Raw genomic sequence first — 12,262 nt, 5'->3', positions numbered from 1 at the left:
CCACCCGTATGAGCTAACGGAATCCGCCACCGCCCCCACCCGCAGGAGGTTACGGAACGTTACGACGGACGGCCTACACCCCTACGGCGTACGGCGCACGCCCCGCGCGAGTTCACCCGCGAGGGTGCGCACGGCGGCCAGGCCGCTCGCGTGGTCCGGCGCGTCCAGCATGCGCTGGACGAAGGCCGAGCCGACGATCACGCCGTCCGAGAACGCGGCGACCTCACGGGCCTGCTCGGCGTTGGAGACGCCGAGGCCGACGCAGACCGGCAGCTCGGTGGTGGCGCGGGTGCGCCGCACCAGGTCCTCGGCCTGCGCGCCGACCGAGGCGCGCGTGCCGGTGACCCCCATCAGGGACGCCGCGTACACGAAGCCGGAGCCGACCGCGGTGATCTGCGCGAGGCGCTCGTCCCGGCTGCTCGGCGCGACCACGAAGACCGTGCCCAGGCCGTGCTTGTCGGCGTGCTCGCGCCACAGCGCGGACTCCTGGACCGGCAGGTCGGGCAGGATGCAGCCCGCGCCGCCCGCCTCGGCGAGCTCGGCGGTGAAGCGCTCCACGCCGTACCGGTCGATGGGGTTCCAGTACGTCATCACCAGCACCGGCTTGCCGGTCGCCGCGTGCGCCTCGCGGACCGTGCGCAGCACGTCGGCGATCTTCACGCCGCCCTTGAGGGCGATGTCGTCGGCGGTCTGGATGACGGGGCCGTCCAGCACCGGGTCGCTGTGCGGCAGGCCGACCTCGACCACGTCCGCGCCGCCGTCGAAGACGGCCCTGACCGCCTGGATGCCGCCGTCGACGGTCGGGAACCCGGCCGGCAGATAGGCGATGAGCGCGGCCCGGTCCTCGGCCTTCGCCTTGGCGAGGGTGTCGCTCAGCAGTCGCACGTTCCCGCTCACTTCGCGTCCCCCTCGGCGCCGTTGTCGTACAGCCCGAAGTAGCGGGCCGCCGTGTCCATGTCCTTGTCGCCGCGCCCGGAGAGGTTGACCAGGAGCAGGCCGTCCTTTCCGAGCTCGCGGCCGACTTCGAGGGCGCCCGCGAGCGCGTGCGCGGACTCGATCGCCGGGATGATGCCCTCGGTGCGCGAGAGCAGCCGCAGCGCCTGCATCGCCGCGTCGTCGGTGACCGCGCGGTACTCGCCGCGGCCGATGTCCTTGAGGTAGGAGTGCTCGGGCCCGATGCCCGGGTAGTCCAGACCGGCCGAGATCGAGTAGGGCTCGGTGATCTGGCCCTCCTCGTCCTGGAGCACGTACGAACGCGAGCCGTGCAGGATGCCCGGCTCGCCCGCGGTCAGGGTCGCCGCGTGCTCGCCGGTCTCGACGCCGTGCCCGGCCGGCTCGCAGCCGATCAGGCGGACGCCCGCGTCCGGGATGAGGGCGTGGAAGAGCCCGATGGCGTTGGAGCCGCCGCCGACGCAGGCCACGGCCGCGTCCGGCAGGCGCCCCGCGCGCTCCAGGATCTGGCGGCGGGCCTCGACGCCGATGACCCGGTGGAAGTCGCGGACCATGGCCGGGAACGGGTGCGGGCCCGCGACCGTGCCGAAGAGGTAGTGCGTGCGGTCCACGTTGGCGACCCAGTCGCGGAACGCCTCGTTGATGGCGTCCTTGAGGGTGCGGCTGCCGGACTTGACCGGGACGACCTCGGCGCCCAGCATCCGCATCCGGGCGACGTTCAGCGCCTGGCGCTGGGTGTCGACCTCGCCCATGTAGATGGTGCACTCCAGGCCGAACAGGGCGCAGGCGGTGGCGGTGGCCACGCCGTGCTGGCCCGCGCCGGTCTCGGCGATGACGCGCGTCTTGCCCATGCGCTTGGTGAGCAGCGCCTGGCCGAGCACGTTGTTGATCTTGTGCGAGCCGGTGTGGTTCAGGTCCTCGCGCTTGAGGAAGACCCGGGCGCCGCCCGCGTGCTCGGCGAACCGGGGCACCTCGGTCAGGGCGCTGGGACGGCCGGTGTAGTTGACCATCAGGTCGTTGAGCTCGGCCGCGAAGGCGGGGTCCGCCTTGGCCTTGTCGTACTCGACGGCGACCTCGTCCACCGCGGCGACCAGCGCCTCGGGGATGAACTTGCCGCCGAACTCGCCGAAGTAGCCCTCGCTGCTGGGGACTTGGCCGTCCGGATCGGGAATGAAGAACTCGTGGGACATGGGGACACCTCCCCGGGGCGCGATGGGCCCCGGTCCTGGGTTGCGTGTGGTCACGGGTTCACCCAGGCGCCGCTTCGGCGAGCTCCGTGCGCGACCGCGGCCGTCGTCGGCCGGTCGCGCGGTTCCCCGCGCCCCTACGGGCGGGGCGGGGTGCTCGGACTCGGGCGGCGCCCGGGGGCGCCGCGCCATCGCATCCCGTTGACCTGGCCCGGCTCCGAGCCGATCACATAGCGCACGCGCCGCCCGTGCACCCGGCGCGCGGGAGCGCGGCAGCCGCGGGGGCGGCAGCCGGGGGCGAGGCGTGCGGAGATCGGCATGGCGGGGTCAGTTCCGCCCGTGCCGCAGGGCCGGGTGGGCGCCGGCGGCCACCAGGTCGGCGACGGCCGCCCGGGGGTCCTTGCCGGTGACCAGGGACTCGCCGACGAGCACGGCGTCCGCGCCGGCGTTGGCGTAGGCGATCAGGTCGTGCGGGCCGCGCACGCCCGACTCGGCGATCTTCACGATGTGCGAGGGGATCTCGGGGGCGACGCGCTCGAAGGTGGTGCGGTCCACCTTGAGGGTCTTCAGGTCGCGCGCGTTGACGCCGATGATCCGGGCGCCCGCGTCGACGGCCCGCTCGACCTCGTCCTCGTCGTGCACCTCGACCAGCGGGGTGAGCCCGATGGACTCGGCCCGCTCGATCAGCGAGACCAGGGCGGGCTGCTCCAGGGCGGCCACGATCAGCAGGGCCAGGTCGGCCCCGTACGCCCGGGCCTCCCACAGCTGGTACGCGGTGACGATGAAGTCCTTGCGCAGCACCGGGATGTCGACCTTGGCGCGGACGGCCTCCAGGTCGGCCAGCGAGCCGCCGAAGCGCCGCTGCTCGGTGAGCACGGAGATGACGGCGGCGCCGCCCGCCTCGTAGTCGGCGGCGAGGCCCGCGGGGTCGGCGATGGCCGCCAGCGCGCCCTTGGAGGGGCTGGAGCGCTTGACCTCGCAGATCACGTTGACGCCCTCGCCGCGCAGGGCCGCGACGCCGTCCCGAGCCTGGGGCGCCTTGGCGGCGCGCTCCTTGAGCTCGTCGAGGCCGACCCGCGCCTGCCGCTCCGCCAGATCGGCGCGGACGCCCTCGATGATCTCGTCGAGCACACTCACGCGAGCGGCCCCCTTCCAGGACGGTGGTGACGTTGACGATCGGCCAGGATCAGCCATGACGATGGTATCCGCACCGGAGCGAAGGGCTCGCATCCGGTTGACGTCCGTCCCACTCTGCGGACAGCCGCGACATGCGGAGATATACGGAATGTCACGGCGCGAGCACAGAACCGAACGGCAGATTCCGGACAACTGTGAAGATCAGCAGGACCGCTCCGACGCCCCACCAGTGGGCGTCCTTGAGGTCGACACGGAACGGCAGCCCGCGCGCGGCGCGGACGGCCCAGACCGCCCAGACCACGGCGAAGAGCGCGTATCCGGCCACCGCCAGCGCGTTGGCGCCGAGCGCCGCGCCGAACTGGCCGGTGATGACGTCATGGGCGCTGCGCAGCCCGCCGCACCCCGGGCAGTAGACCCCGGTGAACCGCAGCAGCGGGCAGACGGGGTAGTGGCCGGGCTGGTTGGGGTCGACGGCGCCCACGTACGCGAAGGCGGCGGCGACCGCGCCGAGGGTGCCCAGCGGCACGATCAGCCGGCGCGCCGCACCGGGGGCCGGTGCGGGGGCCTGAATCGGGGTCGGGGTGGCGTCCACGCGGTGATTCTCCCCGTTCACCCGCAGGGGCGCACGCGAGCGGCGCGGACGGGGGTACGGAGAAGAGGCGCGCCCCGGACGGGGGCCGCGCCTCTTGCTCGCGTACGGATGCGTACGGCGCCGGGTCAGCGGGCCTCGGCGAGCCGGGCGCGGGACTTGGCCCCGGCCTCCTCGCGGGCCTTCGCCATCTCGGCGGTCTCCTTGGGGGTGCCCAGGCCCGCCATCTTCATGACGCCGCCGACGACCGCGCCGAGCAGGGTGAGCGCCGTACCGGCCCAGAAGCCGACCGGGTTCCCGGCGACGATGAACACCGACGCCACACAGAAGCCGATGAAGGCGATGATGACACCGGTCCAGGCGGCCGGGGTGTGTCCGTGGCCGCCGCTGCTGCCCGCCATGAGTTGCTCCTCGTTGGTGAATCTCTGGGTCGCGGAGACGGCCGTCACGTCCTTCGACGCCGACCGTTCACCCACCATTGTCGCGCACCGCTCCGGGTGCCCCGAGCCCGGGGCCCGTGGGGCGGCTCACACCCCGGTCGGGTCCTCGCCGCGGTCCAGCGCCTTCCACAGCTCCTCGGGCCGGTCCGGGTCCTTGGCCGGGCGGGCCTTGCGCGGCCGGGGGCTGCCGTCGCGCTCGTAGCGCCCGCCCATCGCGGGCCAGGCCGCGCCGAACCGCAGCGCGAGGAGACCGGCCAGCAGGATGAGCAGTCCGCCCGCGAAGGTGACGTAGGGCCAGGCGGTGTGGGTCAGCCCGGCGATGGAGGCCGCCGCGTCGCCGCTGGTGCGGGCCGCCTTCTCGTCCAGGGCCGAGCTGTCGTCGGCGCCGAGGAAGGCGGCGAACGCGGCCCCGGCGCCGCTCAGCGCGAGCAGCCCGGAGACCAGGAACCGGCCGGCCCGGCGGACCGCGAAGACGGCCACCAGGGCGGCGAGCCCGACTATCGCGAGGGCGGCGGGCACGCCCGTGACGTTCTGCCCGGTGGCGCGGAGCGGGACACTGCCGCCGCCGACGGCGGCGTGGCCCTCGCCCCAGGTCTGCCCGGAGGCGAGCAGGACGACGGCGGCTCCGGCGGCTCCGAGGAGCAGGGCGGCGGCGAGGGAACGACGGCCGCCGCCGCGGACGGGCGGCGCGGATTCGGCACGCGACTGGGGTACGGGAACAGCACTCACGTACCCAACTATCGCCTGCACGGCGGTGATCTTGTCACCCGGGGCCGCGTTATGGCGCGAAAGCACCAGCGGGAAGTCCGTCCGCGGGCCGTCCGCGCCCGCACGGCGGAGCCGCACGTGACAGGGCCCCGCGCCCCCGGGCCGTCAGGGGCGCGGGGGCGCCCTAGCCGTTGAGCCGGTTCGCCGTGTGGACGGCGCGGAGCACCGCCGCCGCCTTGTTGCGGCACTCGTTGTCCTCCGCCACCGGGTCGGAGTCCGCCACCACACCGGCCCCGGCCTGCACGTAGGCCGTTCCGTCGCGCAGCAGGGCGGTACGGATGGCGATCGCGGTGTCGGAGTCCCCGGCGAAGTCGAGATAGCCGACGCAGCCGCCGTAGAGCCCGCGGCGGCTGGGCTCCAGCTCCTCGATGATCTGCATCGCGCGCGGCTTGGGCGCACCGGAGAGGGTGCCCGCCGGGAAGCAGGCGGTGAGCACGTCGAAGGCGGTACGGCCCGGGGCCACCCGGCCGGTCACCGTCGAGACGATGTGCATCACGTGCGAGTACCGCTCGATCGACATGAAGTCGACGACCTCGACCGAGCCCGGTTCGCACACCCGGCCCAGGTCGTTGCGGCCCAGGTCGACGAGCATCAGGTGCTCGGCCCGCTCCTTGGGGTCGGCGAGCAGCTCCTCGGCGAGGTCGTTGTCCTCCTGCGGGGTGGCGCCCCGGTGCCGGGTCCCGGCGATCGGGTGCACCATGGCCCGCCCGTCCTCGACCTTGACCAGCGCCTCGGGGCTGGAGCCCACCACGTCGAAGCCGTCGAACCGGAACAGGTACATGTACGGGGAGGGGTTGGTGGCCCGCAGCACCCGGTAGACGTCGAGCGCGCTCGCCGCGCACGGCGTCTCGAACCGCTGCGAGGGCACCACCTGGAACGCCTCGCCCGCCCGGATGCGCTCCTTCACGTCCTCCACGGCGTCCTGGTACGCCTTGCCGCCCCACAGCGCCGTGTACGGGGGCAGCTCGGACGGCGGCAGGGCGACCGGCGCGTACTCCACCGGCTCGGCGAGGTCCGCCTCCATGGCGTCCAGCCGGGCCACCGCGTCCTCGTACGCCTCGTCGACCCCGGTGTCCAGGTCGTTGTGGTTGATCGCGTTGGCGATCAGCAGCACCGAGTTGTCCCGGTGGTCCAGCACCGCGAGGTCGGAGGTGAGCAGCATGGTGAGCTCGGGCAGCTTCAGGTCGTCGTCGCCGTGCTCGCCGATCCGCTCCAGGCGGCGCACGATGTCGTAGCCGAGGTAGCCGACCATGCCGCCGGTGAACGGGGGCATCCCGGACGACAGGTCGCGCGGGGTGTGGAGGGCCTCGACCGTCGTGCGCAGGGCGGTCAGCGGATCACCCGAAGTGGGGACGCCCACCGGCGGGGTGCCCAGCCAGTGGGCCTCGCCGTCGCGGGTGGTCAGCGTGGCGGCGGAGCGCACGCCCACGAACGAGTAGCGCGACCAGGACCGGCCGTTCTCGGCCGACTCCAGCAGGAAGGTGCCCGGGCGCTCGGCGGCGAGCTTGCGGTAGAGCCCCACCGGGGTGTCGCCGTCCGCGAGGAGGCGGCGGCTGACCGGGATGACGCGGCGGTCCACCGCGAGCTTGCGGAAGGTTTCGAGATCCATGACGTGACCCTACTGAGCCGGGGCGGGCAGCAGGACGTCGGCGTCGAAGCATGTCCGATCACCGGTGTGGCAGGCGGCGCCGACCTGGTCCACCTTGACCAGCAGCGTGTCCCCGTCGCAGTCCAGCGCGACGGACTTCACGTGCTGGAAATGACCGGAAGTGTCCCCCTTCACCCAGTACTCGTTCCGGCTGCGCGACCAGTAGGTGCAGCGTCCGGTGGTCAGGGTGCGGTGCAGGGCCTCGTCGTCCATCCAGCCGAGCATGAGCACCTCGCCGGTGTCGTACTGCTGGGCGATGGCCGGGACCAGACCATCGGCGCTGCGCTTGAGGCGGGCGGCGACGGCGGGATCGAGAGTGCTGGTCATGGGCTCATTGTGCCGTGGCGCGAGGGGCCGCCGGGCGCCGCGTCCACCGGTCGGACGCGGCGCCGGGAGTACGCTGGCCCGCATGTCGACCCATGCCAAGCGTGAACGGCTGCTGCTCGCCGATCTGTTGGAGGCGGCGGGCCCCGAGGCCCCGACCCTGTGCGAGGGCTGGACCACGCGCGACCTCGCCGCGCACCTGGTGGTCCGCGAGCGCCGCCTCGACGCGGCGGGCGGAATACTGGTGGGCGCCCTGAAGTCGCGCCTGGACCGGGTGCAGGCGGAGTTCGCCGCGAAGCCGTACGAGGAACTGGTCCAGCTGTTCCGTACGGGGCCCTCGAAGTTCTCCCCGTACAGCCTCAAGCAGATCGACGAGGGGGCGAACGCGGTCGAGTTCTACGTCCACGGCGAGGACGTCCGGCGCGCCCAGGCCGACTGGACGGCCCGGCCGGTGGACCCGGTCTTCGCCGACGCGCTGTGGTCCCGGCTGGAGAAGATGGCGCGGCTGATGGGGCGCCGCTCCCCCGTCGGGCTCGTGCTGCGGCGGCCCGACGGGCAGACCGCGGTCGCCCGGCGGGGCACCCCGGTGGTCACCGTCACCGGTGAGCCCGGTGAACTCGCCCTGTTCGCCTCCGGGCGGCAGGAGGCGGCCGATGTGCAGGTGGAGGGGGAGAAGTCGGCGGCGGCGCGGGCGCTGGAGGCGAAGCTGGGGGTGTAGGTCCCGGGCCGCGGCCCGGGACCCCGGTCTTCCCCACCCGGCGGGCCGCCTGGTGGCTTCGTCCGCGGACCGCGGGTGGCTGGTCGCGCAGTTCCCCGCGCCCCTGAATGCTCAGGGGCGCGGAGCCAGGAACGTCAGCGCACCGGATGGCCCGCCCCGGCCAGCGCCGACTTCACCTCGGCGATGCGCAGGTCGCCGAAGTGGAACACCGATGCCGCCAGCACCGCGTCGGCGCCCGCCGCCACCGCCGGGGGGAAGTCGGCCAGGCGGCCCGCGCCGCCCGACGCGATCACCGGGACCGTGACGTGGCGGCGGACCGCCGCGATCATCTCGACGTCGTAGCCGTCCTTGGTCCCGTCCGCGTCCATCGAGTTCAGCAGGATCTCGCCCGCGCCCAGCTCGGCCGCCCGGTGCGCCCACTCCACCGCGTCGATGCCGGTGCCCTTGCGACCGCCGTGCGTGGTCACCTCGAAGGAGCCCGCGGCGGTGCGGCGCGCGTCCACCGACAGCACCAGCACCTGGCGCCCGAAGCGCTCGGCGATCTCGCGGATCAGCTCGGGCCGCTCGATGGCCGCCGTGTTCACGCCCACCTTGTCGGCCCCGGCCCGCAGCAGTTTGTCCACGTCCGAGGCGGTGCGGACGCCGCCGCCCACCGTCAGCGGGATGAAGACCTGCTCGGCGGTGCGCCGCACCACGTCGTAGGTCGTCTCCCGGTTGCCGGAGGAGGCGGTGATGTCGAGGAACGTCAGCTCGTCCGCGCCCTCCGCGTCGTACACCTTCGCCATCTCGACGGGGTCTCCGGCGTCGCGCAGGTTCTGGAAGTTGACGCCCTTCACCACCCGCCCGTTGTCGACGTCCAGGCAGGGGATGACTCGGACCGCGAGGGTCATGCGGGGGCTCCTCGGAAGGCTTCTACTTCTACTTCGACCAGCAGGCGCGGGTCAACCAGGCCGGAGACGATGACCAGCGTGGCCGCGGGACGGACGGCGTCGAAGAGCTCCTTGTGGGCCCGGCCCGCCTCGTCGATGTCGCGCGCATGGGTCAGATACATCCGGGTGCGGACCACGGACTCGGCGCCGAGTCCGAACTCCGCGAGCGCGGCGAGGGCGTTCCCGAAGGCCACCTTGGCCTGTTCGTAGGGGTCGCCCTCGCCGTAGAGCACCGTGCCGTCGAAGGACGTGGTGCCGGCGACGTGCACACGGTCGCCCGCGGCGACGGCGCGCGCGAAGCCGAACGCGTCCTCGAAGGGACTGTCACTCTGCACACGCCGTACGTCGCTCATCGGGACACAGCCTCCAGGGCTTCTTCCAGGGTGAATGCCTTCGCGTACAGGGCCTTGCCCACGATGGCACCCTCCACACCCAGGGGCACCAGCTCGGCCAGCGCCCGCAGGTCGTCGAGGGAGGACACGCCGCCGGACGCGACGACCGGCCGGTCGGTGGCGGCGCAGACGGTGCGCAGCAGCTCCACGTTGGGGCCCTGGAGCGTGCCGTCCTTGGCGATGTCGGTCACCACGTACCGCGCGCAGCCCTCGGAGTCGAGGCGGGCCAGGGTCTCGTAGAGGTCGCCGCCGTCGCTGGTCCAGCCCCGGCCGCGCAGGGTGGTGCCCCGGACGTCCAGGCCGACCGCGATCCGCTCGCCGTGCTCGGCGATGACCTTGGCGACCCACTCGGGGGTCTCCAGGGCGGCGGTGCCCAGGTTGACCCGGGTGCAGCCGGTGGCGAGGGCCGCGGCGAGGGTGGCGTCGTCGCGGATGCCGCCGGAGAGCTCCACCTTGATGTCCATGGCCCCGGTGATCTCGGCGACCAGCGCCCGGTTGTCGCCGGTGCCGAACGCCGCGTCCAGGTCGACCAGGTGCAGCCATTCGGCACCCGAGCCCTGCCAGGCGAGCGCCGCCTGGAGCGGGGAGCCGTAGGAGGTCTCCGAGCCGGACTCGCCGTGGACGAGGCGGACGGCCTGGCCGTCGCGGACGTCGACGGCGGGCAGGAGTTCGAGCTTCGGGGCCATCACAGGGTTCCGATCCAGTTGGTCAGCAGCTGGGCTCCGGCGTCGCCGGACTTCTCGGGGTGGAACTGGGTGGCCCACAGCGCGCCGTTCTCCACCGCGGCGACGAACGGCTCGCCGTGGGTGGCCCAGCTGACCCTGGGGGCGCGCATGTTGGCGTTGCCGACCTCCAGGGTCCAGTCGTGCACCGCGTACGAGTGCACGAAGTAGTAGCGGGCGCCGGCGTCCAGGCCCGCGAAGAGCTCGGTGTCCTCGGGCGCGTGGACCGTGTTCCAGCCCATGTGCGGGACGACCGGCGCCCTGAGCGGCTCGACCGTGCCGGGCCACTCGTCCAGGCCCTCGGTCTCCACGCCGTGCTCGATGCCCCGGGCGAAGAGGATCTGCATGCCGACGCAGATGCCCATCACCGGGCGCCCGCCGGAGAGCCGGCGGCCCACGATCCACTCGCCGCGGGCCTCCTTCAGCCCCTTCATGCAGGCTTCGAAGGCGCCGACGCCGGGGACGAGCAGGCCGTCCGCGTTCATCGCCCTGTCGTAGTCACGGGTGATCTCGACGTCCGCGCCGACCCGGGCCAGCGCCCGCTCGGCGGAGCGGACGTTGCCGAAGCCGTAGTCGAAGACGACGACCTTCTTCGGAGCGCTCAATTCCACACCTCCAGCCGGAGGATGCCCGCGGCCAGGCAGAGCGCGGAGCTGATGGCGAGGAGCGTGATCAGGCTCTTGGACATCTCCTGCTTGATGAAGGAGTAGACGCCTCCGGCGAGGAAGAGCCCGAGGACGATGAGGATGGTGTTGAGGCCGGTCACAGCGCGCCCTTGGTCGAAGGAAGGATGCCCGCGGCACGCGGGTCGTGCTCACTGGCGTACCGCAGCGCCCGCGCCAGTGCCTTGAACTGGCACTCCACGATGTGGTGCGCGTTGCGCCCGTACGGGACGTGGACGTGCAGGGCGATCTGCGCCTGCGCCACGAAGGACTCCAGGATGTGCCGGGTCATGGTGGTGTCGTACTCGCCGATCATCGGCGCCATGTTCTCCGGCTCGGTGTGCACCAGGTACGGGCGGCCGGAGAGGTCCACGGTGACCTGGGCGAGGGACTCGTCCAGGGGGACCGTGCAGTTGCCGAAGCGGTAGATGCCGACCTTGTCGCCGAGCGCCTGCTTGAAGGCGGCGCCCAGCGCGAGGGCGGTGTCCTCAATGGTGTGGTGCGAGTCGATGTGCAGGTCGCCGTCGGTCTTGACCGTGAGGTCGAAGAGGCCGTGGCGGCCGAGCTGGTCGAGCATGTGGTCGTAGAAGCCGACTCCCGTCGACACGTCGACCTTTCCGGTCCCGTCGAGGTCGATCTCGACGAGGACGGACGTCTCCTTGGTGGTGCGTTCGACACGGCCGACGCGGCTCATGCTCTCTGCTCCTTCTTGAGTTGACGGACCGCGTCCAGGAACGCGTCGTTCTCGGTCGGGGTGCCGGCGGTGACGCGCAGCCACCCGGGCACCCCGTTGTCACGGACCAGGACTCCCTGGTCGAGGATCCGCTGCCAGGCGGTGTGGGCGTCGTCGAAGCGGCCGAACTGGACGAAGTTGGCGTCCGAGTCGGTCGCCTCGTACCCGGCCGCCCGCAACTCGGTGACCAGCCGGTCGCGCTCCCGCTTGAGCTGCTCGACGTAGCCGAGCAGCGTGTCGGTGTGCTCCAGGGCGGCGAGCGCGGTCGCCTGGGTGACGGCGGAGAGGTGGTAGGGCAGCCGGACGAGCTGGACCGCGTCGACCACCGCCGGGTGCGCGGCGAGGTAGCCGAGCCGCAGCCCGGCCGCGCCGAACGCCTTGGACATGGTCCGGGAGACCACCAGGTGCGGGCGGCCCGCGATCAGCGGCAGCAGCGAGGCGCGGTGGCTGAACTCGACGTACGCCTCGTCGACGACCACCAGGGACGGCTTGGCGGCCTGCGCGGCCTCGTAGAGCGCCAGAACCGTTTCGGCGCCGACCGCCGTGCCGGTGGGGTTGTTGGGCGAGGTGATGAAGACGACGTCCGGGCGGTGCTCGGCGATCGCCTTCGTGGCCGCGGCCACGTCGACGGTGAAGTCCTCGCCTCGCGGCCCGGAGATCCAGCCGGTGCCGGTGCCGCGCGCGATGAGGCCGTGCATCGAGTACGAGGGCTCGAAGCCGATGGCGGTGCGGCCGGGCCCGCCGAAGGTCTGGAGCAGCTGCTGGATGACCTCGTTGGAGCCGTTGGCCGCCCAGACGTTCTCGGTGGCGACCGGATGCCCGCCGGTGCGGGTGAGATAGCGGGCGAGCTCGGTGCGCAGCTCCACCGCGTCCCGGTCGGGGTAGCGGTTGAGGCCGCGCGCGGCCTCGGCGACCCGCTCGGCGATCCGCGCGACCAGCGGCTCGGGCAGCGGATACGGGTTCTCGTTGGTGTTGAGCTGCACCGGCACGTCCAGCTGGGGCGCGCCGTAGGGGGACTTGCCGCGCAGCTCCTCGCGCACGGGCAGGTCGTCCAGGGTCAGG

At 73.0% G+C, this 12,262-nt stretch carries 17 protein-coding genes; 1 reads left to right on the top strand and 16 read right to left on the bottom strand.

The features are described from left to right. Positions 1-81: 81 nt before the first annotated feature. The 9 genes from trpA to hisI all read right to left on the bottom strand — a co-directional run bounded on the left by trpA (position 82) and on the right by hisI (position 7,047). Positions 82-897: a tryptophan synthase subunit alpha gene (gene trpA, locus AB5J87_RS25955; protein ID WP_369379724.1), complete on the bottom strand. Its 816-nt coding sequence runs from the start codon at positions 895-897 to the stop codon at positions 82-84. Next, entirely contained in the window at positions 894-2,141 is a 1,248-nt protein-coding gene (trpB, locus tag AB5J87_RS25950) for a tryptophan synthase subunit beta (RefSeq protein WP_369379722.1), read from the bottom strand. Before trpB ends, trpA begins: the two co-directional genes overlap by 4 nt. Before the next feature lie 134 nt (positions 2,142-2,275). Next, a complete protein-coding gene (gene trpM / locus AB5J87_RS25945; RefSeq protein ID WP_369379721.1) occupies positions 2,276-2,458 on the bottom strand; it encodes a tryptophan biosynthesis modulator TrpM in 183 nt (60 codons plus the stop codon). Between the two features lie 7 nt (positions 2,459-2,465). After that, a complete protein-coding gene (gene trpC / locus AB5J87_RS25940) occupies positions 2,466-3,275 on the bottom strand; it encodes an indole-3-glycerol phosphate synthase TrpC (protein WP_369379719.1) in 810 nt (269 codons plus the stop codon). Positions 3,276-3,426: 151 nt separating this feature from the next. After that, positions 3,427-3,867, bottom strand: a complete 441-nt coding sequence (locus AB5J87_RS25935; RefSeq protein WP_369379718.1) for a DUF2752 domain-containing protein — start codon at positions 3,865-3,867, stop codon at positions 3,427-3,429. A 125-nt stretch (positions 3,868-3,992) separates the two neighbouring features. Next, a complete protein-coding gene (locus tag AB5J87_RS25930; RefSeq protein WP_369379716.1) occupies positions 3,993-4,265 on the bottom strand; it encodes an HGxxPAAW family protein in 273 nt (90 codons plus the stop codon). A 126-nt stretch (positions 4,266-4,391) separates the two neighbouring features. Then, on the bottom strand, positions 4,392-5,033 hold the full coding sequence (locus AB5J87_RS25925; protein ID WP_369379715.1) for a TIGR02234 family membrane protein: 642 nt from the start codon (positions 5,031-5,033) through the stop codon (positions 4,392-4,394). A gap of 163 nt (positions 5,034-5,196) precedes the next feature. Continuing rightward, entirely contained in the window at positions 5,197-6,681 is a 1,485-nt protein-coding gene (locus AB5J87_RS25920) for an anthranilate synthase component I (protein ID WP_369379714.1), read from the bottom strand. 9 nt (positions 6,682-6,690) lie between these two features. Next, positions 6,691-7,047, bottom strand: a complete 357-nt coding sequence (gene hisI / locus AB5J87_RS25915; RefSeq protein WP_369379712.1) for a phosphoribosyl-AMP cyclohydrolase — start codon at positions 7,045-7,047, stop codon at positions 6,691-6,693. Positions 7,048-7,129: 82 nt separating this feature from the next. Between hisI and AB5J87_RS25910 the strand changes: the two genes are divergently transcribed. After that, a complete protein-coding gene (locus tag AB5J87_RS25910) occupies positions 7,130-7,762 on the top strand; it encodes a TIGR03085 family metal-binding protein (protein WP_369379710.1) in 633 nt (210 codons plus the stop codon). A 134-nt stretch (positions 7,763-7,896) separates the two neighbouring features. Here AB5J87_RS25910 and hisF read toward each other — a convergent pair whose 3' ends face one another. Genes hisF through AB5J87_RS25875 form a run of 7 tightly spaced genes read right to left on the bottom strand, consistent with a single transcriptional unit; the run spans position 7,897 to position 12,261 of the window. Beyond that, positions 7,897-8,652: an imidazole glycerol phosphate synthase subunit HisF gene (hisF, locus tag AB5J87_RS25905; RefSeq protein WP_369379708.1), complete on the bottom strand. Its 756-nt coding sequence runs from the start codon at positions 8,650-8,652 to the stop codon at positions 7,897-7,899. Beyond that, on the bottom strand, positions 8,649-9,044 hold the full coding sequence (locus AB5J87_RS25900) for a RidA family protein (protein ID WP_369379707.1): 396 nt from the start codon (positions 9,042-9,044) through the stop codon (positions 8,649-8,651). The genes hisF and AB5J87_RS25900 overlap by 4 nt, the downstream gene beginning before the upstream one ends. Beyond that, positions 9,041-9,769, bottom strand: coding sequence for a bifunctional 1-(5-phosphoribosyl)-5-((5-phosphoribosylamino)methylideneamino)imidazole-4-carboxamide isomerase/phosphoribosylanthranilate isomerase PriA (gene priA / locus AB5J87_RS25895; protein WP_369379706.1), 729 nt, complete (start codon positions 9,767-9,769; stop codon positions 9,041-9,043). Before priA ends, AB5J87_RS25900 begins: the two co-directional genes overlap by 4 nt. Further along, the gene (hisH, locus tag AB5J87_RS25890) at positions 9,769-10,410 is read right to left on the bottom strand and encodes an imidazole glycerol phosphate synthase subunit HisH (RefSeq protein WP_369379704.1); all 642 of its coding nucleotides are present in this window, start codon (positions 10,408-10,410) and stop codon (positions 9,769-9,771) included. Before hisH ends, priA begins: the two co-directional genes overlap by 1 nt. Beyond that, positions 10,407-10,571 carry a hypothetical protein gene (locus tag AB5J87_RS25885; RefSeq protein WP_188274150.1) on the bottom strand — a complete coding sequence of 55 codons (165 nt, stop codon included), beginning with the start codon at positions 10,569-10,571 and terminating at the stop codon, positions 10,407-10,409. Before AB5J87_RS25885 ends, hisH begins: the two co-directional genes overlap by 4 nt. Next, positions 10,568-11,161 (bottom strand): imidazoleglycerol-phosphate dehydratase HisB, encoded by a 594-nt coding sequence (gene hisB / locus AB5J87_RS25880; protein ID WP_067158063.1) that lies wholly within the window; start codon positions 11,159-11,161, stop codon positions 10,568-10,570. The genes AB5J87_RS25885 and hisB overlap by 4 nt, the downstream gene beginning before the upstream one ends. Beyond that, on the bottom strand, positions 11,158-12,261 hold the full coding sequence (locus AB5J87_RS25875) for a histidinol-phosphate transaminase (protein ID WP_369383672.1): 1,104 nt from the start codon (positions 12,259-12,261) through the stop codon (positions 11,158-11,160). Before AB5J87_RS25875 ends, hisB begins: the two co-directional genes overlap by 4 nt. Position 12,262: the final 1 nt, after the last annotated feature.

The sequence above is a fragment of the Streptomyces sp. cg36 genome (genome assembly GCF_041080675.1).
Lineage (GTDB): Bacteria > Actinomycetota > Actinomycetes > Streptomycetales > Streptomycetaceae > Streptomyces.
Note: the sequence above shows the minus strand (reverse complement) of the source record. Positions and strands in the feature narration are given on the sequence as shown.